This window comes from Burkholderia plantarii, from assembly GCF_001411805.1.
Lineage (GTDB): Bacteria > Pseudomonadota > Gammaproteobacteria > Burkholderiales > Burkholderiaceae > Burkholderia > Burkholderia plantarii.
The window spans coordinates 270998-294808 of sequence record NZ_CP007213.1; the positions used below are offsets into that span (position 1 = coordinate 270998).

Below are 23811 nucleotides of genomic sequence, written 5' to 3' on the forward strand. Positions count from 1 at the left end.
CTCCTCATTGACGTCAAACGGTCAGGCAAAACGAAAAGAAGCACGAGATAAAATGCGCCGGCGCGCAGATGTGTGAACGCGGTGAAGCGAAACGCGCAGTCAGCAGCTGGCGCACCCCGATGACCCGTCTGACCAGTTCTATGGCGTTAACATTCGCGGCTGCAACAGCTCCAAGTCGACCCTCAAAGCTGTCGTGCTCGCTTTTGCAAAGGAGCTCGCGCCACTCAGCATTAAGGTCGATGCGGTCGATCCAGGCAACACCGCCACCGATTCCAATAATCACTCGGGTTACCGCACGGTGGAACAGGCGGCCGCAGGCATGGTGTGGCTTGCGACCGAGCACTCCGCCGGTCAGTCGGGACGCTCTGACTTCGAACAGAATCAGGTCGCTTCGTGACAGGTTCTCTGCACGTCCGCTTGGCGCCTTCGCCCAACATCAGCGCCGCAGTGATCAGCAGGACTCAAGAGCACACTTGGATCGGGGATGGTCCTGGAGTTGAGAGCCGTTCCCCTCGGGGCGGGGCAAGTGCGCTAGCACTCGAAGACCAATCTCTAACCGAGCGGATCACGGCTGCGCGGAGCTTTGCAGACCGGCACGGATGCGACGATGAGGGCAACACCAATGGAAGTAAGTGCGGCAAGCATGCCTGGATTTTTCCGGGGAACGGCGCCGACCCTAACGGGTCGGTCCTTACTTAGACACGGTGCGCTCGCATGCAGCGGCCCAGTGCCTCGCAGTCTGCCGTCGACGTATGAAGCGAGGCACGCTTACTTACGCTACGTGATTGCCGATTCAGCGTTCCGTGGACTTGTCGCTCCACGGCGCCATGGCTTCGAACACGCCGTCGCGTCTCACCAGCGCGTGCAGCAACGCCGCCGCGAGATGCACCACGATCAGCGCGAAGAAACACAGCGCAAGAATTTCGTGCGCATTCCACAAAAGCGAGTGCAGGCTATTGCTGTGCGGCAGGATGGACGGCAAACGCACACCGAACACGATGACCGGATAATCAGCCGCGGACAGCATGCCCCAGCCGATCAGCGGCAAGCCAATCATCAGCAGATAGAACGCGAGATGCGACAGGCGCGCGGCGAGTTTCATCGGCTCGGGCATCGAAGCAGGCAATGGAGGTGCGCCCTTAACGAGTCTCACGACGAGACGTATCAGCGCAAGCACGAGAATCGTGATGCCCAGCGGCTTGTGAATCGATACGAGCGTCAGATAGTCCGGCCTCACCGTGGACACCATGCCCACGCCAATGAAGAGCATGGCCAGAATGCAGACGGCCATGAGCCAGTGCAGCGCGTGCTGCAGCGGAGAGAAGCGGTCGTGATCTGGCGTCATGGCGTGGCTCCTTCCACGGGATGGTGCGGATAATCTTTGTCCTCGGCGGTTCGTCGGTTGAAGGACACCGAATATGCAGCCGAACGCGCAGCCGGGAACGGATCGTCCGAAACATGCATGCCACGCGGCAGCACGGTCGGATCGAAGTTAACGTCTCGACATGGCCCGTTTGGCTCGGGTTCGATCGCGTTCACTACGAGCATGCCCGTGTCCACCTTGCGGCGATCCTCTGGCCACGCCTTGCTCGGATCCGCGGTAGGGTCGCCGGGATTCGCGACGGTGACAATCAGCCGCCAGCGTTGCGGTCCGCTTTGGACACGCTGCGTGACGTCCTGATCGAGGAAATCAGCGCCACGCTGTTTCAGCGCGTCAGGTGTAACGGCTACGGGCTTATCGACCGGCACGTACGACCAGCGCACGGTCGAATCCTGGCCCGACGCATTCGTGAAGACGAAGCTGTTCAGACTGTTGTACGGATCTTGTGTAAAGGAGCCCGTCCATGGGGCACTGCCCGCCCACTGAACGAACGCGCCTAACTCCGGATGCGCGGCAGCGAATTTCTTCATTGCGTCCCGGTCCGTCTTGTTCGCTGACGCCTCCAGCAGGCCATAAAACGCCCGTGGCGTCGCAACTGGAAACACCGGCGCGTCGATCATTGCAGAGCGCCATTCGCTGCCGTCCGGCGCAGCGATGCGCAAGCCCATGCCGCGGACGCGCACGGTAGCGTCAGGCGCATTGGGATCGGCTGTCGCAAGGTTGAAGCGGCCGACGACAGGATACGAACCCTGCGCGAACATCGGCGCTGAAGAGAGTGCGGCACCCTTCCCGTTCGATTCGAATGTACCCGTGAAGCAGATGCCTTTGGCATGGTTGCGACGGAAGCCGAGTGCCGGGCCTCCAGGTGGCGCGAGTCCGTTAACGAGCTTCGTCGGCGTGAGCCGAGCGGGCGTGAGCCAGCCCGCCGTATAGGCGAACGCCGCAACAAGCGCGACCACGACGACTGCGATAAGAACCAGAGAACGTGCTGCGGAGGTATGGGAAGTCTGTCTGCCGGCCATCGATCTCTCCCGATCAGCGATTGAGTTAATAGACATACTGTAGCGCGGCGGCAAGTGTGCCACCGATCGTCTGAACCTGCAGATTCGGTGCCGTTTGGCTACTGCCTGCATGTTCAACGCGTACCGTGGACCAGGGCCGAAGCCGCGCTCGCCGGCATCGACGCTCAGGTGCATCCGATGGACCTGCTCGACCCGGCCTCGATCGACGCGTTCGCCGCGTCGCTCGCGGCCCGCGTGCCGGCGCTGCATATGCTCGTCAACAGCGCCGGCATCATGGCCGTGCCCGAATGCACGCTCGACGCGCGAGGCCATGAACTGCAGTTCGCCACCAACCATCTCGGCCACTTCCAGCTGACCACGCGACTGCTGCCGCTGCTGCGCGCGGCGCGCGGCGGGCGGCGCGCGCGTGGTATCGGTGTCGTCGCTCGGCCACCGCTATTCGGACGTGTGGCTCGACGATCCGAACTTCGCGCGGCGCGACTATCACCCGTACACGGCCTACGGCCAGTCGAAGACGGCCAACATCCTGTTCGCGGTGGCGCTCGACCGCCGCGAGCAGATGCACGGCGTGCGCGCGTTCTCGCTGCATCCGGGCGCGATCGTGGAAACCGGGCTCGGCAAGCACGTCACGCGCGAGCAGCTGATCGAGGCCGGCGTGCTCGACGTCGACGGCAAGCCGGTACGCGATCCATCGCGGCAGTTGAAGACGGTCGAGCAGGGCGCGGCCACCCAGGTCTGGTGCGCGACGAGCCCGCGGCTCGACGGCCTGGGCGGCCTCTATTGCGAGAACGTGGATGTCGCGCCGCTGCGCGTCGAGCCGCCGGCCGGCATCGTGATGGCCGACGCGCTGCGTCTGACGGGCGTGGCGCCCTACGCGGTGGACGCGGAGCGGGCGGAGGCGCTGTGGACGCTGAGCGAGGCCATGTTGCGTGGGTGATGGCGGATTGCGCGGCGCGCGAATCCTCGGGTGATTCCCGGGAGCGAATTCCCGGGCGACTCGCGGACGGACTTCAGGGCGATTCCCGAGCACACTTCGGGACCGACTCCCGAGCGGATTTCCGGACGAACTTCCGAGCGAATTCCGAGCGAATCCCGAGCGAATCCCGAGCGAATCCCGAGTGAATCCCGAGTGAATCCCGAGCGAATCCCGAGTGAATCCCGAGTGAATCCCGAGTGAATCCCGAGTGAATCCCCGGGCGGATGCCCGGCGAAAATCCGGGCGATTTCGGAGCGATTTCGGGGCGATCCTCGGGCCAACTCCCGGGAGAATGCCCGAGCGAATTCCCGCGCGAGCTTCCAGGCAACGCCCCGACCGCCGGCGTCGCCCACACCATAACGCCGGCGCCCTTTACTTCACCGCGACCGCGCACCCGCCGCCGGTCCCGCCGCGGCATCCTGCCGGTTCGCGCGGTGCCGCGCCGTGCCGCTGCCCGCGCGCGGCCCGCCCAGCTCGTGCAGCGGCGTGCGGTAGGTTTCGCGCGCGGTCCACGCCGAGAGCGCGGCCAGCGCCGTGATCGCGAGCGTGACGGTGCCGATCAGAAGCGGGATGTGCTGCGTGCCCGGCGGCGCGATCGCCGCGAACAGCGAGGGCAGCAGCGCGGTGAGCGCCATGCCGATGTTCTGCCCGATCGACATCGCCGAGACGCGCGTGCGGGTGGGGAACAGCTCCGGCATGAAGCTCGGGAACACGGCGTTGAAGCCCTGGTAGATCACCCCCCACATCAGCACCGAGGTGACGATCGCCACCGGCGCGTCCTTCACGCTGATCGCGTAGAGATAGACGTAGGACAGCAGCCCCGCGCCGAGCGAGCCGACCACCACCGGGATGCGTCGTCCGATCCGGTCCGACAGCCGGCCGACATACGGGATCACGATCACGGCCACGATGTTGCCGATCAGCGGGATCGCCAGATAGGTGTTCGGATGGAAGCCGATGCCATACGAAGGCTGCACCGCGTAGGCCGCGCCGAAGATGGTGGCGACCATCGCGATCACGGCGGCGGTGGCCATCACGGCGATGCGGATCATGTCGCGCCAGCTCTCGCGCAGCGCGATGGTGACGGGCGAGGCGGGGATCGCGCCGTTGGCGTCCTCGTTCACGAACGCGGCCGATTCCGACACGTTGCGGCGGATCACGACGCCGGCCACCAGCACCAGCGCGCTGAGCAGGAACGGGATGCGCCAGCCCCAGGCCACCAGCGACGCGGTCGGCATCCAGTAGGCGAGCGGCATGAAGATCGCCGCCGCGAAGATCTGGCCGGCCTGCGTGCCCTGCAGCGCGAAGCTCGCGTAGTAGCCGCGCCGGCCGGGCGGTGCCTGTTCGAGGATCATCGAGCTGGCGCCCGAGATCTCGCCGGCCACCGCGAAGCCCTGGATCAGCCGCAGCAGCACCAGCAGGATCGGCGCGAGGATGCCGATCTGGTGGTAGGTGGGCAGCAGGCCCACCGCGAACGTCGAGCCGCCCATCAGGAACATGCAGAGCAGCAGCAGGTGCTTGCGGCCGTGCGTGTCGCCGCGCCGGCCCAGCAGGAAGCCGCCGATCGGGCGCGCCACGTAGCCCACCCCGTAGGTGGCGAGCGACGCCACGATCGCGAGCTTCGGGTTGCCGGCCGGGAAAAACAGCTGCGGGAACACCATCGCCGCGGCCTGCGCGTAGATGAAGAAATCGTAGTATTCGAGCGCCGAGCCGATCCAGCCGCTGGCGGTGGCGCGCCGCGTCTGCTGCGCGCTCGGGGTGGGGGTTGCCTGTCCGTCGTTCATCGATCGGGTCTCCTGAATAATATTGGAATGCCGTCCTCGCGGACGGGAACTGCCGCGCAGCGGTCCGGCCGCTGCGTCGATGCCGGTCTCCTGCACTTCTCGCTGCTCGCTTCGCGCGCGCCGTGCCTACACCTCCAGCGGCGTGACGTTCATGAACGCGCCCAGATTGCCGAACTGCGCTAACGCCATCTCGGCGCCGGTCTGGATCCGGCAGCCGGCGCTGCGCGCCAGTTCGAGGAAGCGCGTGACCTCGGGTGCCGTCACCACGTCGGCCGCGAGCGTGCCGCCGCGCAGCGTCGCGAGCATCGCCTCGGGCAGCGGCAGCGCGGCGTAGCCGGCCATGCCGGCCGGGCTCGCGTTGACCACCAGGTCGAACGGCGCGAGCGTGTCGAAATGCGGGTCGATCGCGGTGGCCGGGTAGCGCCGCGCCAGCAGCTCGCGCAGCCGCGCGGCGCGCGTGGCGTCGAGATCGGTGACGGTCAGCGCCGCGGCGCCCTGCTCGCAGAGCGCCCAGGCGATCGCGCTGCCCACGCCGCCCGCGCCCACTACCAGTGCGCGCGCGCCGGCGGCCGCGAAGCCGTGCTGGCGCGCCGCGTTCAGGAAGCCGTCGCCGTCGACGATGTCGCCCACCAGCCGGCCGTCGTGCTCGCGGCGGATCACGTTCACGCAGGCCAGCGCCTCGGCGCGTTCGCTGAGCGCGTCGAGCCGCGCGGCCATGCGCTGCTTGTAGGGCACCGTGACGACGCAGCCGCGCAGGTTGCGCCACGCGCGCAGCGCGTCGACGAACGGTTCCAGCGAATCGCCGTCGAGGTCGATCGGAATCATCGACGCGTCGCGGCCCTGGCGCTCGAACCAGTCGTTGAAGTTCTGCGGCGATTTCACCTGCGCGATGGGGGAGCCGACGATGGCCACCAGTTCGGTCGTACCGCGAATCATTGAGGCGCACCGGATGTCGTTGTGAACGTGGCCTTATGGTGCGACCGGGCCGGGCGGCGGACAACGCTAAAAAAATGAAAATGTTGCGATCAGCGGATCGGCATTGCGATAATCGCACTGCCACTGCGATTTCCGTGTTCCCCAATGATCCGATGAAAACCCCCGTCATCCACGACCGCGACCTGATCGCCGGCCTGCAGAAAGGGCTCGCGCTGATCCTGCTGTTCAACGACCAGACGCCGCGCCTGACCGTGCCCGAGGCGGCGCGGCTGGCGGGTCTCACGCCCAGCGCGGCGCGGCGCTTCCTGCTCACGCTGGTCCACGACGGCTACGCGGAGACCGACGGCCGCTACTACTGGCTGACCGCGAAGAACCTGCGGATCGGCCAGGCCTACGTGGAGTCGGCGCGGCTGCCGCGCATGATGCGGCCGATCGTCGAGAAGGTGGCGGCCGAGACGCGCGAGCATGTGTCGGTGGCCGTGCGCGACGGCGACGAGGTGGTCCACATCGTGCGCAGCCGCGTGATGAACGTGTCGTCGCTGTCGATGCGCCAGGGCTGGCGCCTGCCGATGTACTGCACGGGGAGCGGGCGGCTGTGGCTCGCCTCGCTGCCCGACGCCGAGGTGGACGCCTATCTCGCGCGGGTCGACCGCCAGGCGCTCACGCCCTACACCTGCACCGACGTGGCCGCGATCAAGGCGATCGTGGCGCGGATCCGCGAGCAGGGCTACGCGGAGCTGGATCAGGAGTACGAGGTGGGCATGCGCATCCTCGGCGTGCCGCTCACCGACCGTCACGGCCAGATGCGCGCGAGCCTGACCATCACCACGCAGGTGTCGGCGCTGTCGCTCGCCGAGATCCGCGAGCGCTACCTGCGTTTTCTCTACGAAGGCCAGGCGCTGCTGCGGCCGATCATGGATACCTAGGCGTGCGGCGCGCGCCAATGACCGGACGCATACATCGGCTGCGCGAACGGGTCTCGCGCGACGGAGCGGCGCATGACGCAGGTCGTCGATGTACGATCCGGCGCGCAGCGCAGTTTGGATGTTTACGTCAGGCCAGTGCGGTGACGTGTGACGGTAGCTCGGCGACATCGACGGTCAGATAGTCGACTACGTTCGTGAGCATTTCCGTGAGTCCAACCGATTGCTGCAACCGAGCCGTGGCAGTGCGCCGGTATTCCATGCTTGCCTGATCGTCCAACTGTCGCAACTGAGCGAGCTCGATCGTCGCCAGATTGCAGCACTTTTAGGCGTTGTCCCTATCCTCCGCGATTCAAGCTCGCGTTATGGACGATGGCGTATGAGGAGGGTGCTTCGGCATTTGTCGCGTGCTGTACCTGGTGATTCTCGTTGCGGCTCGCTGCAGTCCGGCTAACAAGGCGTTCTATCAACGTCTCAAAGTGCCCGCCCAATCGCGCAGCATTTACCGCGCGTCGATGATCACCGGTGCAATCTATTCGATCGTCTCACACCGGCGGCTGGTTGCCGCGGTGTTTGCGTGCAAAACATACTGCACGCTCCAGGATTTTCAGGAGGAAGCCTTCATTCTGGATTCGATTTCGCTGGCCTTGAAATCTCCAAAAAAAACCGAATCGATTCTATACGGGAAAAATGTGACATCGTGGCACAGATGGTGATGCAAAATAATTGAGTATTGTGATGTTGGTTTGTCTTCTTCCTGACCCGTCGCTCAAGGCTGTAATGCGGCAGATGAAAGTTCCTTGAATCAAAAAGACAGTCATGGCAGTTGATTCCGGCGTGGATTTTCTAAATTTATCAAGGCGAGTCAATAGATGATCAATTTTCATGAAGAAAAACCTAACTCCAGGCTCTCAACAACAAGGCGGGCTTTTATCAAAAACTCTGGTTTGCTACCGCTCATTGCCCTGTTGAATCCAAAAAAATCCTGGGGAGATATCAATCTGGCGCCGATCGATGTTAATGGGCAAACCAATTCATGTAATTTTTCGAACGATTGCCTTCAGTTTCCGTTTGGCATGGATCCTCTTGCCCAAGACTTACGCGTGCCAATACCAGCATTGCCGCTACTAACTGCAGGCATTACGGCCCCACTACTTCAGGTTGGCAATCTCTGGCTGGTAAATGGAGCGAAAATATTGACGGCTGCGGCGATGGACGACCCGATACAGGTACTTGTTGCATTTGCCGAAGGTTTAATCCAGGCAAGAGATGGTGCAATCCGGAGTCAAGCCATGATCTATGGAACATTCACAAGCTGGCTTGCTAACGGTGGGTATAAAACAGTAGACGGAACGGGTCCGTATGGGCTCACGGCAAGCAACCTGGGAAATATCACAAAGCTTTTTGGATTGTATGGTACCAAATATTGGTTGCAGGGTTTTTATCTTCCGGTGTCGGAATTCAAATTCTACGGGTCGCCGTTTACAACTCTATCTTCAATTTATTACTGGTTATTTGGTAATGGTGCGACAACGACTATGAATTTAAATGCAATGAATTTGGACGTGAACATCAATGATTTTGGTCCAGTCTTTGAAATTATCGGCAACCCGGATATGGGGCCGGGAACTTACAATATTAATGCAGAATTCAGCTTTAATTTATTTAATCATGCCAGTAATCTCTGGACTGCGCTCGTCAATGGGCGCGTATCAGGGCACGTCGTTGGTACCCTTGTCCTCAACGGAGATGAATCATATGCGTTCAATGGAGAGTGGACATTGAATCCGGACCGATATGAGGCATATCCATCCAATCGCACATTCACACAAGAGGTTCTCACATCCTTTCTTTCGAGAATTGGATCGCTAGGACATGTGGATTATGACATTCTGTTCACCGGCAGCAAGGAGGTGAACTTGTCCGGGCCAAGGCCTAGTAAATTTTTTGCCTCACCCGGAGCCAGGAGATCGACTGGAGGGTTATTCAGAAATCGCAACGTAGTGAATTACTGAAATTGAAGCGCAGTCAATGAAATCATTCAACGATTGGTAATATGCGCCATCTTTATTTTTTCTTTCTGCCATATCCATTTACATGTGAAATAAGATGCTGGTAGATCCATACGACGAGATGAAGCAGCGCCCCAACGCATCCCCAGATCACACCAGCAAAAACTATCAACATGGCCGACGAAGTTGTTGCTGGAAAATCTGACGCAGTTCGGATGGTCCAAATAGTAACAAGTGTTCCGCTTATAATTATAAAGAGGCATCCACCCCAAATGAGCTGCGCCATCCGAGGCTCGCTTGCGGATCGAGTCCAAAAAATCCGATAAATCGGATAGATGATGGATATTATGTAAAGAATATAATAGATTGTCATTGGCATTTGGTCTGGAAAATTAGATATCCTTTCTTCTGATTTTGGGTGTGTCGGCGATTCAAGGCGTGAGCGAGAGTAGGCGAGGAAATGGCTTCGAGGGTTTGAGGTTCCTTGGTTTTTGCCTTTAAGTGATCCTCGGTTGCTCAATCTTGCTCAATCACGCCCTAGTCTGCTGGTCTCCGGTCCGATGCTGAATGAAAAGCTGCAGGAAAAGCAAAACCAAGCGAAATATTGTGATGATCGCAGTTGCAAAATAAATCTGTATATTTGAACAGATTGTTGAGCAGATTGGCTTTCGAGTCACCTCGAGAGGAAGCTAAACTTGGAAGAGAGGCTACCTCATAATTTGAATGCTGTCCCGTGTCGAGTTTTCACAGGAGATCTGTCTGACCCAAAGCCTCCGTGGCGCGAGCGCATCGAGGTAACGCCTCAAGTGTGATCCTAGCGTGATCCTGAAATTATCGAGGCGGGCATTAGTCACGAACGCACGCGGCCCAAGAATGACAGTTCGAGCGAGGGAAGAATCTGTGCGGTCCCTCGGCAGTCGATGCAACACGCGCAGATCGATAATGGCGGTGAATTGTCTCGCCTCACTTCAGTCCGGAGTCGAGCCGCGAAACGTCGGCGCATCGACTGCTGCCACGACAAAATCAAAGAGGCGTGAGAACAGTTCCTCGGAGGCCAAAAGCAGAGGCGGAACCGCCAGCCAAACAACGGTCAACGATCATCGGGGGGGCCTGATCCAGACCGCGGCCGTCGGTCTGAAAGCTTGGAACCTTCATACATGGCCACGTGGCGCCGCTTGGTCCACGAAGACAGTCCCGGCTGTATGTTTAATCCGGGCGACAGCGGTTGCAAAGCACGTCCGAGCGTTTGCCCGCCAGTTTGCAGGCCATCATCGCCGCCATTCAGGCCCAGCTCGACGACATCGATGGTCAAATGGTCAGCCACGTTCGCGAACACTTTGGTGAACTCGACCGATTGCTGCAATCGACTCGCGGCATCGGCCAGGTATCCAGTGCCTGCCTGATTGCTCAACTGCCGGAACTGGGCAAGCTCAATCGTCGCCAGATTGCGGCACTCGTGGGCGTTGCCCCTGTCGCTTGCGATTCGGGCTCGCGCCAAGGACGACGACGTGTGCAGGGCGGGCGCTTTGAAATTCGCCGCGTGCTGTACATGGCGACGCTCACTGCAACCCGCCACAACCCGGCTATCAAGGCCTTCCATCAACGTCTCAAAGCAGCCGGCAAACTGCCCAAGGTCGCGCTGGTTGCCTGCATGCGCAAGCTCCTGACCATGCTCAATGCCATGGTCAAATCCAACACCCCCTGGGACGATTCGCTTCATCTCGCTTGACTCGAGACACGGTTACTCAGAACTGCGCGTCAATCTGCTTGCCCGGCAGCGTCGGCAGCCGCGCGAAGCTGCCGTCGAGCAGGCCCAGCGAGGCGTTCATGAAGCCGTCCCAGGCCGCGCGCGCAAGCGCCCCGCCCACGCTCACGCGGCGCACCCCGAACCCGGCAATCTCGGCCAGCGTGAATTCGCTCGGCGCGCCCACCAGCAGGTTGACCGGCTTCGGCGCGAGCGCGGCCACCACCGCCTCGATCTGCCCGCGCGTGCGGATCCCGGGCGCGTAGAGGCAGTCGGCGCCGGCCGCCGAATAGGCGCGCAGCCGCGCGATCGCGTCGTCGAGATCGGGGACGTTGGCCACGAAATTCTCGGCGCGGCCCACCAGCAGCGTGTCGCCGCCGGTCGCGTCGATCGCGCGGCGTGCGGCGGCGATCCGCTCCGCCGCCTCGTCGATCGGGTACAGCGGCGTGTCGGGGTCGCCCGTCGCGTCCTCGATCGAGAGCCCGGCGATGCCGGTCTCCACCGCCAGCCGCACGCTCTCGCCAACCTCGTCCGGGGTCGCGCCGAAGCCGTTCTCGAAATCGGCGTTCACGGGCAGATCGGTGGCACCGACGATGTCGCGCAGATGCGCGAGCACGGCGGCGCGCGACACCGTGTTGTCGGCGTGGCCGGTGGACCACGCGTAGCCCGAGCTGGTGGTGGCGAGCGCCTGGAAGCCGAGCGAGGCGAGGTAGCGCGCGCTGCCGACGTCCCACGGGTTCGGCAGCAGGAAGCAGCCGCTTTCGTGGAGCTGACGGAAGGCGGCGCGTTTTTCGGCGGGAGTGCGGGGCATGTCGTGTCCTTGGTGGTCCATGGTGGCGCGGGGCGCCGGGTTCGGGTTCGTGGGGCGAGGCATGGGCGGCAGCGCCGGCGCGCGATGCGGCGGGCACCGGAATTGCGTCCCGGCCCCGCCATGCGCCATGGCGACACCGCGCGGCGGGCCGGGACGCCGGCCGGCCCGTCAGTCTGCGGCAATTCCGGCGCGCCTGCCATCGCGGCGCGCGGGCCGGCCGGGGGCCGATGCATGGCACGTTTCGGCGCATCGCGGGCGGGCCTCGGCCGGCGGCACGGCGTGCATCGTGGTCGATGGTGCCGGCGCGGGCCGGAATGACGATGCAACCCCCGAATGATTAGAATCGAAGGCGCTCATTACCGCATGCAGAACGCAGCGTCCGGCCGGCCCGCGCAGCATGCGCGGCGTGGCAGCGTGCCATGCCGCACCGGCCGGCGATCCTCCCAGCCTCGCCAGAAAGGAACAGGTATCCGATGAGAGCGCTTTCCCTGCCCATGTCCCGCCCGGCTTCCCGCCTCACTGCCCGCCCCGCCCGCCGCGGTCTCGTCCCCGGCCTGAAGCTGGCCGCCTGCGCGCTCGCCGCCTCGGCCTGGCTGGCCGCCACGCCCGCCTGGTCGGCAACGATGACCGAGGCGCCCTACGGCACCACCCGGGACGGCAAGCCGGTAACCGAATACACGCTGAAGAACGCCCACGGCACCACCGTCAGGCTGATCAACTACGGCGGCTGCATCACCGCGATCGAGGTGCCCGACCGCCATGGCAAATTCGCCAACATCGTGCTCGGCTTCGCGTCGCTGAAGGACTACGAGACCTACAACGGCGACATTCATTTCGGCGCCCTGATCGGCCGCTACGCGAACCGCATCGCCGGCGGCAAGTTCACGCTCGACGGCAAGACCTACCAGCTGCCGGTCAACAACGCGCCGAACACGCTGCACGGCGGCCCCGACAGCTTCGATTCGAAGGTATGGAGCGCGAAGCCCGCGAGCGGCAAGGACGGCGCCGGCGTCGAGCTGACCTACGTGAGCCCCGACGGCGAGAACGGCTTTCCCGGCACGCTGACGGCGCGCGTCACCTACCTGCTGACCGACGACAACGCGCTGCACATCCGCTACGAGGCGACCACCGACAAGGACACGGTCGTCAACCTGACCAACCATACCTACTTCAACCTGGCCGGCGAGGGCAGCGGCAGCGTGGAGCAGCAGGAGATCCGGATCGCCGCCTCGCGCTACACGCCCACCGATCGCACCTCGATCCCCACCGGTGAACTGGCGCCGGTGGAAGGCACGCCGCTCGACCTGCGCCAGTTCACGCCGATCGGTAGGTACTTGCGCTCGAACTTCGAGCAGATGGTGTACGCGCGCGGCTACGACCACAACTGGGTGCTCGACCACGGCGGCCAGCGCGTGCCGGCGTTCGCGGCCAGCGTGCGCGACCCGCACGGCGGACGCGTGCTGAGCGTCGACACCACGCAGCCGGGCCTGCAGTTCTACTCGGCGAATTCGCTCGACGGCAGCGCGGTGGGCGCGAGCGGCCATGCCTACCGGCAGACCGACGCGTTCGCGCTCGAAGCCGAGCACTTCCCCGATTCGCCGAACCATCCGGCGTTCCCGACCACGGTGCTCAAGCCCGGTGACACGCTGCGCGAGGAAACCGTGCTGCGCTTCTCGGTGCGCTGAGCGAATCACCGGGCGCAGGTGCGGCGCAACGAGCGGACCCGATTCGCGAAGCCGCGCACCGGCGGCGTGGCGTTGTTCGCGCGGAACGAATTGAGATTTCATCCGTAGCCGCTGTTCAGCGCGACGTCGACCCGTTACGCTTGTCCCAACCCCTTACCTCCTCCCGTTGTTACCCCCGGGGGCCAGGGGCGCCGGCCACTTCGTGGCGGCGTCCCGCCTCTTTTTCGCCCCGCCGGCCTTCGCCTCCTCATGCCGGTTTCCGCCGTTTCCGCATGAATTCCGATATTGCCCGGGTGATATGGGTAAATCTTGACCGCCGCGATTAAAATCGTTGCGCGTGCAACCTCGAGGCGGAGGATGGGGCGTGACGTATCCGGATGAAAACGCGGCTCCATGCGATGCCCGGTTCCGCCAATGGTTGGACGGCAGGCGGATGGCGGCGAGCCTGCCCTCGACCGCACGGCATGCCCCGGCATCCGCTGCCGATATGGCGCGCTCGGCTCGTCGCGGTCGATGTGTCGGCACGAGCGCCTCCCGCCATCGCCGCGCTCAGGCCGGAAACAGCCGCCCCTGCCCCGAGATCACCGATTCGAAATCGTCCTTCAGGAACGGCAGGATCGCGTCGGCCACCGGTTGCAGCTGGCGGCTCAGGTAGAACGCGTAGTCGATCGGCGAGCGCATCGTCTCCAGCGGCTCGGGGCCGGCGGTGGTCATCACGTAGCTGATCCAGCCGCCGCGCTGGTATTGCTGCGGGCGGCCCTGCTCGCGGTTGAATTCGTCGGCGGTGCGCGCGGCGCGCACGTGCGGCGGCACGTTGCGCTGGTATTCGCTGAGCGGCCGGCGCACGCGCTTGCGGTACACCAGCAGCGCGTCGAGTTCGCCGGCCAGCGTCTTGCGCACCGTGTCGCGGATGAAGTCGCCGTAGGGTTCGCGGCGGAACACGCGCGTGTAGAGCTCGCGCTGGAACTGCTGCGCGAGCGGCGTCCAGTCGGTGCGCACCGTCTCCAGGCCCTTGAACACCACGTCGTCGCCGCCGTCGGCCGCGCGCGCAAGGCCCGCGTAGCGCTTCTTGCTGCCTTCCTCGGCGCCGCGCACGGTCGGCATCAGGAAGCGCAGGTAGTGCCGCTCGTACTGCAGCTCGAGCGCGCTGTCGAGGCCGAAGCGCTCGCGCAGGTGGGTGCGCCACCAGCCGTTGACGTGCTCGACGATGGCGCGGCCCTTGGCGGCGGCGTCCTCGTCGCGATGCGGCTCGCGCAGCCAGACGAAGGTCGAATCGGTATCGCCGTAGATCACCTCGTGGCCGAGTCCCTCGATCAGCTCGCGGGTGCGGTGCATGATCTCGTGGCCGCGCATGGTGATCGACGAGGCCAGGCGCGGATCGAAGAAGCGGCAGCCCGACGAGCCGAGCACGCCGTAGAACGCGTTCATGATGATCTTCAGCGCCTGCGAAAGCGGCGCGTTGCGCTGGCGCTTGGCGAGTTCGCGGCCTTCCCAGACGCGCCGCACGATGTCGGGCAGGCAGTGCTGCGTGCGCGAGAAGCGCGCGCCGAGGAAGCCGGGCACCGAGTGGGCGTCGTCGGGGCGCGCGAGGCCTTCGACGAGCCCGGCCGGATCGATCAGGAAGGTGCGGATGATCGACGGATAGAGGCTCTTGTAGTCGAGCACCAGCACCGAATCGTAGAGCCCCGGGCGCGAATCCATCACGAAGCCGCCGGGGCTGTTCTGGCCGGTCACGTCGCCGAGGTTCGGCGCGACGTAGCCGAGCCGGTGCATGCGCGGCAGGTACAGATGCGTGAACGCGGCCACCGAGCCGCCGGTGCGGTCGGCCGCGAGCCCGGTGACGGTCGCGCGCTCGAGCATGAACGACAGCAGGTCCGCCTTCGCGAAGATGCGCGTGACGAGCTCGCAGTCCTTCAGGTTGTAGTGCGCGAGCGCGGGCTTGTCGTGATCGAAGCGGCGCTGGATCTCGTCCATGCGTTGATACGGATTGTCGATGGCCTTGCCTTCGCCGAGCAGCGTCTGCGCCACGTATTCGAGGCTGAACGACGGAAAGCTCCAGGTGGCCGATTTCAGCGCGTCGATGCCGTCGATCACGAGCCGCCCGGCCGCGCCGGCGAAGAAGTGGTCGGGCTGCGCGCCGTGTGCGCGCCAGTCGAGCACGCTGCCGTCGCGGCCGAGCCGCAGCGGCACGCCGAGCTGCTGCGAATGCGCGTGCAGCACGCGCAGGTCGAACTGGATCAGGTTCCAGCCGATCAGCACGTCGGGATCGTGGCGCGCGAACCAGTCGTTCAGCTGCACGAGCAGCTCGGCGCGGCTTTCGCAGTAGACCAGCGTGAGGCCCGGGTCGGGCGTGCCGCCGTTGGCCGGGCCGAGCATGTAGACGTCGCGTTGGCCGCAGCCTTCGAGCGCGATCGAATAGAGTTCGCCGCGCGCGCTGGTCTCGATGTCGAGCGAGACGCAGCGCAGCGCGGGGCGGTAGGCGTCGTCGGGCTTGAGTTCGCCGTCGGTCAGGACGCCCGTGCCGGCCGGCTGGCCGCGAAAGCGCACCGGCGCCGTGATGAAGCGCTCCATCGTGTAGCGGTCGGGCGGGCTCACGTCGGCTTCGTAGACGTCGATGCCGGCCTGCGCGAGGCGCTTCTGCAGCGCCGCGAGATGGCGATGGCGGCGGCAATAGAGGCCCGCCACGGGGCGCTGGCGGAAATCGCGCAGCGCGAGCGGGCGCAGCTCGACGCCGGTTTCGCCCGCCAGCGCGCGCTCGGCGGCCTCGCGCTGCGCGGCCGGCACGAACGCGACCGATTCCTGCGGACGCAGCCGCACGCGGCGCGCGCCGGCGTCGGTCGCGAGCCAGAATTCGATCTCGACGCCGGCCGCGGTGTCCCGCCAGTGACGGGTCAGGATGAAACCCTGCTCGAAATCAGTCAAAACGTGTGCTCGCCGTGGGATGCCTCTGGCGGCGGATTTTAGCGCCTGCGCGGGGCGCGCGCCTGGTTGTCGGTGTGCCTGGTGTGATCGGGCGCGGGGGTGGAGGGCTGGTAGGGTGCAACTAACGGCGGATTGGAGCCGGGCGGTGGTGGTTCGGTTTCCTTTTGAGGGCGGTGTTGGCGGTGACGGATTGCGGGCGGCGATGCGTTGCCGATATCGCTTGCCGCGCATCCCGCCGAGCGCCGAGCGCCGAGCGCCGAGCGCCGAGCGCCGAGCGCCGAGCGCCGAGCGCCGAGCGCCGAGCGCCGAGCGCCGAGCGCCGAGCGCCGACCGCCGACCGCCGACCGCCGACCGCCGACCGCCGACCGCCGACCGCCGGGATCGATCGTTCTCCTGACTATCGGATCGCGTGCCCGGCCTGGAGTCGATCCCGCGTCAGGCCGCTTGCTGCGCCGCCAGCGCGAGCAGCGCCTCGGCGGTCTCGACGATGGTGCCTTCGATCGGCCGCGGCTGCCAGCCGAGCAGGCGCATCGCCTTCTCGCCCGACGAATCGAAGTTTTTGCCCATGTGCGGCACCAGCACCTTCACGCCCGGGTTCACGAGCGCCAGCACGCGCGCGACCCAGATCGGCAGCTCGCGCGTCGGCACGCGGCTCGCGCGCGCGCCGAGCCGCTCGCGCAGCAGCGCCGCGATCTCGCGAATCCACAGGCTGCGTCCCGATACGGCGAGGAAGCGCTCGCCGGCCGCGGCCGGATGGTCGATCGCGCGCAGATGCAGGTCGGCCACGTCGCGCACGTCGACGAAGCCGATCGCGAAGCGCGGGATGGCCGGCATCGAGCCGTCGAGCATGCGGCGGATCAGCGTCAGCGACGGCGAATAGTCCGGCCCGAGCAGCGGCCCGAGCACGCCGACCGGATTGATCGCCACCAGCTCCAGCCCGGGCGCCTCGTCGCGCACGAAGTCCCAGGCGGCGCGCTCGGCCAGCGTCTTCGACTTCTGGTACGGCGGGATGCCGGCGTCCACGTCGGTCCAGTCTGCCTCGGTGAACGGCGTCGCGCGCGGGGGATGCCCGTAGCCGACCGCGCCGAACGCCGAGGTCAGCACCACCCGGCGCACGCCGGCGCGGTGCGCGGCGCGCAGCACCCGCAGCACGCCGTCGCGCGCGGGCCGCACCATCTCGTCGTCGTCGCGCGGGATCCGCACGAGCGTGGGCGAGGCCACGTGCAGGATCGCGTCGCAGCCGGCCACGGCCGCGTCCCAGCCCGCGTCGTGTTCGAGATCGGCCGCGAAGAATCGCACCGAGCCCACGTCCGCGGCGCCGCCACGGCGTAACATCTCGCGTACCGACGGCGCGCGGGACAGATCGCGCACCGTCGTCCGCACCGTGTGACCGGCTGCGAGCAGGGCCAGCAGGCACCAGCTGCCGATGTAACCGGAACCGCCGGTCACCAGAATATTTGCCATCATTCGCCTTTAATCGGAGACATCTCCGTTTTTGGCGAACAATACGGAGAACTCTCCGTTTTGTCAACACAGGATGTCCATCGATGACCCGATCCGACGCCGCCCGCAATCGCGAGCGGCTGCTGGCGGTGGCGCGCGACGCATACGCGGCGTCCCCCGATGTCTCGCTGAACGCGATCGCGAAGGCCGCGGGCGTCGGCCCCGGCACGCTGTACCGGCATTTCCCCACGCGCGAGGCGCTGGTGCTGGCCGTCTACGAGGAACAGATCGCGCAGCTGGTGGCGCTCGCGCCGGCGCTGATCGAGGAACACGCCGACGCGCCGGTCGAGGCGATGCGCCACTGGCTCGAAGCACTCGGCCGCTACGGGCGGCTGAAGCACGGCATTGCCGAGGTGCTGCACGCGGCGATGACGGAGGCGATCTTCCGCAGCACCTATTTCCCGATGGTCGACGCGCTGCGCCGGCTGCTGCAGGCGGGCGAGCGGGCCGGCGCGTTTCGCCCCGGCACCGATCCCGACGACCTGCTGCTGCTGCTCGGTTTCCTCTGGCGCATGAAGCCGGGCGAGGCCAGCGAGGCGCAGGCCACGCGCTTGATCGGCTTCGTGCTGCGGGGGCTCGGCGCGACGGAGGCGGCCTGACCTGAACCCGATGGCCGCCGCGGCCGTTATCCGGGAATGCCCCGGGCTCGCCGAAGACGAGACCGGCGCAGGCAAGGCAACAACAAGGCCGGAACAAGGCACCAGGAATGACCAGAGGATTGCAGTGGAATTGAGACAACTACGCCATTTCGTCGCCGTCGCCGAGGAGGCGAACTTCACGCGGGCCGCCGAGCGCTGCCACATCGTGCAGTCCGCGCTGTCCACCTCGATCCGCCTGCTGGAGGAGGAACTCGGCGCGCGGCTGCTGGTGCGGACCACGCGCCGCGTGAGCCTGTCGGCGGCCGGCGCGGTGTTCCTCGACAGCGCGCGGCGCGCGCTCGACATCCTCGACCGGGCCGGGCTGGAGGTGGCCGACATCACCTCGGTGCGGCGCGGCAAGCTGTCGATCGGCACGGTGCAGAGCCTGCCGCAGTTCCTCGAACTGCCCGCGCTGCTGTCGCGTTTCTACCACGCGCATCCGGGCGTGGAGGTGCGGCTCGTACAGGGCGGCGCGACCGAACTGAACGAAAAAGTGAGCGCGCGCGAACTTGATCTGGCGATCCTGCCGATCGAGGAGCGCAACGAGCGGCTCGAATCGCATGTGATCGCCTGCGATGAGATGGTGCTCGCCTGTGGACGCGATCACCCGCTCGCCACGTCGGGGCCGGTGCCGCTGTCGCGGCTCACGAAGGAGGCGTTCGTCGATTTCGTGCCGGGGCAGGGCACGCGCCGGCTCGTCGATCGCGGCTTTGCCGAGGCCGGGCTGCAGCGGCGCGTGGCCTTCGAGATCGGCGATCTCGATACGCTGCTCGACCTGGTCTGCCAGGGGCTCGGCGTCGCGCTGCTGCCCGAGGACATCGTGGTGCGCCGCCCCGACATGCTCGCCTGCGTGCGGCTCGAACAGACCCAGCTGTGCTGGGAGCTGGTGGTCACGCACGCGGCCTCGGCGGCCGGCGACGCGCCCGATCTGCTCGACCCGGCGCCCATCGCGTTCCTCGACATGCTGATGGCGGAAACGGCCGACCAGCGCTGAGCGGCGCGGCGGCGCGGCGCCGCCGCCGGCCCGTTCCGCCCGCCCGCCGCTTGCGAAAACGGATCGCGTGGCAGCCACCTGCGGCCGGGCGGCGGGAGCGGGCCGGCCGGCCGGACATTGCAAAATGCTGTCGTAATAATTACGTAATGGTGTCAATCGTGCCGTAAGATGCCGGCGGCGTGCGCCGCCGGCGGTCCCGGTTCCCGCATCGATCCCCTTGTCAATCCCGTGAATGCTCGGCTGGTCTTTAACTGGTCGTACATCTCATGATTTGTCTGGTCAATGTTGAAAAGCCTGATTGTTGTCCGAGGACGGAGACCATCCGGTGCCGGGCACAGAAAGCTTTTGAAATTAAAACGAAAGAAATAAAATACTCATATAAATCAATAAGATGAAAAGTAGTGCCGGGCTGTCAAGGGATGGTTTCAACATAAATGACACAGAGATTTCCCTAATAATGGGCAATTGTTAATGCTGAATTTTGCAACATTGTTATAGGATGTCTGACTAGATGAGGTGCTCGGCGCGCAATACAAATCACACCTCACCTGGAGACCGGCCGGCGCGCAAAACGTCGGCTGATTGAAAACGGATCACTCATTGCCTGCGGGGTGCAGGCTTTGGAACAGGGGACGCAATGAAGAAACGCATCATGGTGGCGGCCGCCACGCTCACCGGCCTGACCGCCGGCGTCGCGAACGCACAAAGCAGCGTGACGCTGTACGGCATCGTCGATACCGGTATCGGCTACCAAAGCAGCCAGACCTCTCTCGGCTCGACCACCGGCGGCAAGTCGGTGACGAAGATGGTCAACGGCATTTGGGCCGGCAGCCGCTTCGGCCTGAAGGGCAGCGAGGATCTGGGCGGTGGCCTGAAGGCGATCTTCACGTTGGAAGAAGGCTACAACAGCTCGACCGGCGCGCAGTCGGTGTCGGGTCTGGCGTTCAACCGTCAGGCGTTCGTCGGTCTGCAGGACGCCCGCTTCGGCGCGCTGACGGCCGGCCGCCAGTACACCGCCTACTACACGCTGCTCTCACCGTACAGCCCGACCACGTGGCTGACGGGCGCCTACGGCGCGCACCCGGGTGATATCGACTCGCTGGATACGACGTACCGCGTCAACAACTCGCTGGTCTACATGTCGCCGACTTACGGCGGCTTCACGTTCGGCGGTTCGTATGCGTTCGGCGGCACGCCGGGCAGCGTCAACAACGGCTCGACCTGGAGCGTGGGCGGCCGTTACGCGGCAGGCCCGGCCGGCATCGCGGTGGGCTTCATGCGCTTGAACAACTCGACGGTGGGCGGCGGCGCGTGGGGTGCGAACTCGACGGCCTCGAACAACGGCTCGGAGCCGAGCGTGTCGGGCATCAACAACGGCTACCAGTTCGCGGCGGCGCAGCAGCGTCTCGCGACCACGGCCGGCTGGACGTTCAACTCGCAGTGGGACGTGACGGCGTCGTACTCGAACGTGCAATACATCCCGGGCACGGGTTCGAAGTTCGCGAACACGGCGATCTTCAACACGTTCGGCGGCGTGCTGCACTTCAAGCCGACCCCGACGCTGGATCTGGCGGCAGGCTACAGCTACACGCGCGCGACGCTCGCCAACGGCGTCCAGCATGCTGCGTACTACCATCAGTTCAACCTGTCGCAGTACTACAGCCTGTCGAAGCGCACCGGCCTCTACGCCCTCGAAGCGTACCAGCGCGCCGGCGGCCAGACGCTCGCGCTCGGCGGCAACATCATCAACGCCACGGCCGACATCGGCGACGGCCAGAACAGCGCACCGTCGTCGTCGCGCAGCCAGGTGGCTGTCGGCGCCGGTATCATCACGCGCTTCTGATGGCGCTTGCGGGCGCGGCGCGAGCCGCCGCCCGCACACGGTACGCGGTTCGGGCGGGTTTCACGCCGCCCGCCGCCTCGCCCCCCGCACCGCCCCTGCGGCTCGCAACGCACGGGGCGGTGTTTCGTTTACCTCCTCGCTTTTTCCCTCCTTTCCCCTTTGCCTGCCGGCACGAGCCTGCGGATTCGTCATCGCGGTGATGACGGGCGCGGCATGGTTGCGCCGGCGCGCCGCCTCGACAATCGACGGGTCGGCTGTCGGGCCGCCGCCGTGTCGTGAGGATCGTGAGGATCGCACGGCGCGTGCGGAGCGCGACAGCCTCGTTCGAATCCGGCGACGCGCCAGCGTCGCCCTGCATCGGGAGGGCATCAACATGACTTCGGAATCCACCGTACTGATCGTCGGCGCGTCGCGCGGGCTGGGGCTCGCGCTCGCCGGGGAATATTGCCGGCTCGGCTGGCGCGTGATCGCCACCGTGCGCGGCGAGTCGGCCGAGCTCGCGGCGCTGGCCGCTCGCCATCCGGGGCGGCTCGAGATCGAGACCGGCGTCGAGATCGCCGATCCGGCCGGGCTGCGCGCGCTGCACGACCGCCTCGCGGGCCGCACGCTCGACCTGCTGTTCGTGAACGCCGGCATCGCGCGCTCGATCGAACTGACGCCGGCCACGGCGCCCGAGCACGATTTCCTTGAGATGATGCGGGTCAACGCGTTCAGCCCGGTGCGGCTGGTCGAGATGTTCGAGGATCGCGTGGCGGCCGACGGCACGATCGCGATCATGTCGTCCGAACTCGCGAGCATCGCCGGCAACGAGGGCGCCTGGGACCTCTACGCGTCGAGCAAGGCGGCGCTCAACATGCTCGTCAAATGCCATCTCGCGCGCCGGCCCGACAATCGCCGCGCCGTGCTGCTGGTCGCGCCGGGCTGGGTGCGTACCGAGATGGGCGGCAGCGAGGCGAGCCTCTCGATCGAGGAGAGCATTCCGCGCGTGGTGGAGATGGTGGCGCGCCAGCAAGGCCGGGCGGGCCTGCGGTTCGTCGACCGCTTCGGCGCGACGCTGCCGTGGTGAGCGGCGGGACGAATGATTGATGCAACTAACGGTCTAGCTGGCCGGCGCCGTTGAAGATAGCGGCCGGCACGCGCGAGGCGTGCCGGCCGCTCAGCGACCAGCGCTCAGCGACCAGCGACCAGCGCTCAGTGATCCCGTGATCGATCCGCCGTCCCGCCATCCCGCCGACCTCACTCGGTCATCAGCCGGACCTTGACCTTCTTGCCCTTGATCTTGCCGCCGTTGAGGCGGCGCAGCGCGTCGCGCGCGATGCTGCGCTCCACGGCCACGTAGGTCGAGAACTCGGTCACGTTGATCTTGCCGATCTGCGTGCTCTGGAAGCCGGCGTCGCCGGTCAGCGCGCCGAGTACGTCGCCGGGGCGGATCTTCTCCTTGCGCCCGCCGAGGATCTGCAGCGTCTCCATCGGCGGCAGCAGCGGGCCGTCGCCGGTCGGCGCGAGCGCGGCGAGCGGCTGCCATTCGAGGTCGCGCCCCTGCGCCTGCTCGATCGCGCCCACCCGCCCCATCTCGTTCATGCTCGCGAGGCTCAGCGCCCAGCCTTCCTGGTCGGCGCGGCCGGTGCGGCCGATCCGGTGGACGTGGACTTCCGGGTCCGGCGTCACGTCCACGTTGATCACGGCCTCCAGCTGCGCGATGTCGAGCCCGCGCGCGGCGACGTCGGTCGCCACCAGCACCGAGCAACTGCGGTTCGCGAACTGGATCAGCACCTGGTCGCGCTCGCGCTGTTCGAGTTCGCCGTGCAGCGCGAGCGCGTGGAAGCCCTGCGCCGTCAGCACGTCGAGCAGGTCGCGGCACTGCTGCTTGGTGTTGCAGAACGCGATGGTGCTGGCCGGCCGGTAATGGTTCAGCAGCAGGCCCACCGCGTGCAGGCGCTCGTCCTCGGTCACCTCGTAGAAGCGCTGGCGGATCTTGCCGGCGTCGTGGGTTTCCTCCAGCCGGATTTCCTTCGGATTGCGCAGGAACTGGCGGCTCAGCTTCGTGATGCCTTCCGGGTAGGTGGCCGAGAACAGCATCGTGAGCCGATCGGTGGGGCACTGGCGCGCGACGGTGGCGATGTCGTCGAAGAAGCCCATGTCGAGCATGCGGTCCGCTTCGTCGAGCACCAGCGTGTTGAGCGCGCCGAGCGCGAGGCTGCCGCGTTCGAGGTGGTCCATGATGCGGCCCGGCGTGCCGACCACGATGTGCGCGCCGTGCTCGAGGCTGGCCGTCTGCGGACGCATCGGCGTGCCGCCGCAGAGCGTCAGCACCTTGACGTTTTCCTCGGCGCGCGCGAGGCGCCGGATTTCCTGCGTGACCTGGTCGGCGAGTTCGCGGGTCGGGCACAGGATCATCGCCTGCACGTCGAAGCGGCGCGCGTCGAGCCGCGCGAGCAGCGCGAGCGAGAACGCGGCGGTCTTGCCGCTGCCGGTCTTGGCCTGGGCGATCAGGTCCTGGCCGGCGAGCGCCACCGGCAGGCTGGCGGCCTGGATCGGCGTCATCTCGACATAGCCGAGCTGCGTGAGGTTGGCGAGCGCGGCGGGAGCGAGCGGCAGCGCGCTGAACGGCCGGGCGGGCGTGGGCTGGGTCATCGG

The 23811-nt window shown here is 65.8% G+C and carries 18 protein-coding genes and 2 pseudogenes; 12 read left to right on the top strand and 8 right to left on the bottom strand.

Annotation, left to right across the window (positions count from 1 at the left end; genetic code table 11):
* Positions 1-193: 193 nt before the first annotated feature.
* Positions 194-397, top strand: a complete 204-nt coding sequence (locus bpln_RS35740; protein WP_148654088.1) for a Rossmann-fold NAD(P)-binding domain-containing protein — start codon at positions 194-196, stop codon at positions 395-397.
* Positions 398-793: 396 nt separating this feature from the next.
* Here the strand turns inward: bpln_RS35740 and bpln_RS18845 are convergent, their stop codons facing one another.
* Both bpln_RS18845 and bpln_RS34205 read right to left on the bottom strand, forming a co-directional pair.
* The gene (locus bpln_RS18845; RefSeq protein ID WP_055139676.1) at positions 794-1345 is read right to left on the bottom strand and encodes a cytochrome b; all 552 of its coding nucleotides are present in this window, start codon (positions 1343-1345) and stop codon (positions 794-796) included.
* Complete coding sequence (locus bpln_RS34205) at positions 1342-2403, bottom strand: catalase family peroxidase (RefSeq protein WP_082465355.1); 1062 nt, start codon at positions 2401-2403, stop codon at positions 1342-1344. The genes bpln_RS18845 and bpln_RS34205 overlap by 4 nt, the downstream gene beginning before the upstream one ends.
* Positions 2404-2580: 177 nt before the next feature.
* Here bpln_RS34205 and bpln_RS37845 point away from each other — a divergent pair.
* A pseudogene (locus tag bpln_RS37845) lies at positions 2581-2742 on the top strand (oxidoreductase); the annotation flags it as partial.
* Positions 2743-2809: 67 nt separating this feature from the next.
* Positions 2810-3340, top strand: a complete 531-nt coding sequence (locus bpln_RS18850) for an SDR family NAD(P)-dependent oxidoreductase (protein ID WP_244132048.1) — start codon at positions 2810-2812, stop codon at positions 3338-3340.
* A gap of 416 nt (positions 3341-3756) precedes the next feature.
* Here the strand turns inward: bpln_RS18850 and bpln_RS18855 are convergent, their stop codons facing one another.
* Together bpln_RS18855 and bpln_RS18860 are read right to left on the bottom strand one after the other, a co-directional pair.
* Positions 3757-5163: an MFS transporter gene (locus bpln_RS18855; RefSeq protein WP_042626944.1), complete on the bottom strand. Its 1407-nt coding sequence runs from the start codon at positions 5161-5163 to the stop codon at positions 3757-3759.
* Between the two features lie 126 nt (positions 5164-5289).
* On the bottom strand, positions 5290-6099 hold the full coding sequence (locus bpln_RS18860) for a shikimate dehydrogenase family protein (protein WP_042626945.1): 810 nt from the start codon (positions 6097-6099) through the stop codon (positions 5290-5292).
* A gap of 152 nt (positions 6100-6251) precedes the next feature.
* Between bpln_RS18860 and bpln_RS18865 the strand changes: the two genes are divergently transcribed.
* The 4 genes and pseudogenes from bpln_RS18865 to bpln_RS18870 all read left to right on the top strand — a co-directional run.
* Positions 6252-7025 carry an IclR family transcriptional regulator domain-containing protein gene (locus bpln_RS18865; protein WP_042626946.1) on the top strand — a complete coding sequence of 258 codons (774 nt, stop codon included), beginning with the start codon at positions 6252-6254 and terminating at the stop codon, positions 7023-7025.
* A gap of 404 nt (positions 7026-7429) precedes the next feature.
* Entirely contained in the window at positions 7430-7738 is a 309-nt protein-coding gene (locus bpln_RS35745) for a hypothetical protein (RefSeq protein WP_148654089.1), read from the top strand.
* Positions 7739-7894: 156 nt separating this feature from the next.
* A complete protein-coding gene (locus bpln_RS35750) occupies positions 7895-9037 on the top strand; it encodes a lipid II-degrading bacteriocin (RefSeq protein WP_148654090.1) in 1143 nt (380 codons plus the stop codon).
* A gap of 1207 nt (positions 9038-10244) precedes the next feature.
* Positions 10245-10763: pseudogene (locus bpln_RS18870) on the top strand (transposase); the annotation flags it as partial.
* A gap of 16 nt (positions 10764-10779) precedes the next feature.
* Here the strand turns inward: bpln_RS18870 and bpln_RS18875 are convergent.
* Positions 10780-11589 carry an isocitrate lyase/PEP mutase family protein gene (locus tag bpln_RS18875; RefSeq protein WP_055141131.1) on the bottom strand — a complete coding sequence of 270 codons (810 nt, stop codon included), beginning with the start codon at positions 11587-11589 and terminating at the stop codon, positions 10780-10782.
* 473 nt (positions 11590-12062) lie between these two features.
* On the opposite strand from bpln_RS18875, the gene bpln_RS18880 reads away from it, so the two are divergent.
* A complete protein-coding gene (locus tag bpln_RS18880) occupies positions 12063-13274 on the top strand; it encodes an aldose epimerase family protein (protein WP_055139677.1) in 1212 nt (403 codons plus the stop codon).
* A gap of 549 nt (positions 13275-13823) precedes the next feature.
* On the opposite strand, the gene bpln_RS18885 is transcribed toward bpln_RS18880, so the two are convergent.
* Entirely contained in the window at positions 13824-16196 is a 2373-nt protein-coding gene (locus bpln_RS18885) for a DNA polymerase II (RefSeq protein WP_055139678.1), read from the bottom strand.
* A 435-nt stretch (positions 16197-16631) separates the two neighbouring features.
* Positions 16632-17663, bottom strand: coding sequence for an SDR family oxidoreductase (locus tag bpln_RS18890; protein WP_338025989.1), 1032 nt, complete (start codon positions 17661-17663; stop codon positions 16632-16634).
* 80 nt (positions 17664-17743) lie between these two features.
* Here bpln_RS18890 and bpln_RS18895 point away from each other — a divergent pair, with 80 nt between their 5' ends.
* The 4 genes from bpln_RS18895 (at position 17744) to bpln_RS18910 (ending at position 22240) form a co-directional block, all read left to right on the top strand.
* Positions 17744-18298: a TetR/AcrR family transcriptional regulator gene (locus bpln_RS18895; protein WP_042626949.1), complete on the top strand. Its 555-nt coding sequence runs from the start codon at positions 17744-17746 to the stop codon at positions 18296-18298.
* A gap of 124 nt (positions 18299-18422) precedes the next feature.
* A complete protein-coding gene (locus bpln_RS18900; protein WP_042626950.1) occupies positions 18423-19331 on the top strand; it encodes a LysR family transcriptional regulator in 909 nt (302 codons plus the stop codon).
* A gap of 637 nt (positions 19332-19968) precedes the next feature.
* The gene (locus bpln_RS18905) at positions 19969-21174 is read left to right on the top strand and encodes a porin (protein WP_042626951.1); all 1206 of its coding nucleotides are present in this window, start codon (positions 19969-19971) and stop codon (positions 21172-21174) included.
* A 373-nt stretch (positions 21175-21547) separates the two neighbouring features.
* Positions 21548-22240: an SDR family NAD(P)-dependent oxidoreductase gene (locus bpln_RS18910; RefSeq protein WP_055139679.1), complete on the top strand. Its 693-nt coding sequence runs from the start codon at positions 21548-21550 to the stop codon at positions 22238-22240.
* Between the two features lie 170 nt (positions 22241-22410).
* On the opposite strand, the gene dbpA is transcribed toward bpln_RS18910, so the two are convergent.
* Positions 22411-23808, bottom strand: coding sequence for an ATP-dependent RNA helicase DbpA (dbpA, locus tag bpln_RS18915; protein WP_042626953.1), 1398 nt, complete (start codon positions 23806-23808; stop codon positions 22411-22413).
* Between the last annotated feature and the right edge of the window lie 3 nt (positions 23809-23811).

Coding starts and splice junctions, on each gene's coding strand:
- bpln_RS18845 (WP_055139676.1), bottom strand. CDS start 1,345: ATGACGCCAGATCACGACCGCTTCTCTCCGCTGCAGCACGCGCTGCAC.
- bpln_RS34205 (WP_082465355.1), bottom strand. CDS start 2,403: ATGGCCGGCAGACAGACTTCCCATACCTCCGCAGCACGTTCTCTGGTT.
- bpln_RS18855 (WP_042626944.1), bottom strand. CDS start 5,163: ATGAACGACGGACAGGCAACCCCCACCCCGAGCGCGCAGCAGACGCGG.
- bpln_RS18860 (WP_042626945.1), bottom strand. CDS start 6,099: ATGATTCGCGGTACGACCGAACTGGTGGCCATCGTCGGCTCCCCCATC.
- bpln_RS18865 (WP_042626946.1), top strand. CDS start 6,252: ATGAAAACCCCCGTCATCCACGACCGCGACCTGATCGCCGGCCTGCAG.
- bpln_RS35750 (WP_148654090.1), top strand. CDS start 7,895: ATGATCAATTTTCATGAAGAAAAACCTAACTCCAGGCTCTCAACAACA.
- bpln_RS18875 (WP_055141131.1), bottom strand. CDS start 11,589: ATGCCCCGCACTCCCGCCGAAAAACGCGCCGCCTTCCGTCAGCTCCAC.
- bpln_RS18880 (WP_055139677.1), top strand. CDS start 12,063: ATGAGAGCGCTTTCCCTGCCCATGTCCCGCCCGGCTTCCCGCCTCACT.
- bpln_RS18890 (WP_338025989.1), bottom strand. CDS start 17,663: ATGATGGCAAATATTCTGGTGACCGGCGGTTCCGGTTACATCGGCAGC.
- bpln_RS18895 (WP_042626949.1), top strand. CDS start 17,744: ATGACCCGATCCGACGCCGCCCGCAATCGCGAGCGGCTGCTGGCGGTG.
- bpln_RS18905 (WP_042626951.1), top strand. CDS start 19,969: ATGAAGAAACGCATCATGGTGGCGGCCGCCACGCTCACCGGCCTGACC.
- bpln_RS18910 (WP_055139679.1), top strand. CDS start 21,548: ATGACTTCGGAATCCACCGTACTGATCGTCGGCGCGTCGCGCGGGCTG.
- dbpA (WP_042626953.1), bottom strand. CDS start 23,808: ATGACCCAGCCCACGCCCGCCCGGCCGTTCAGCGCGCTGCCGCTCGCT.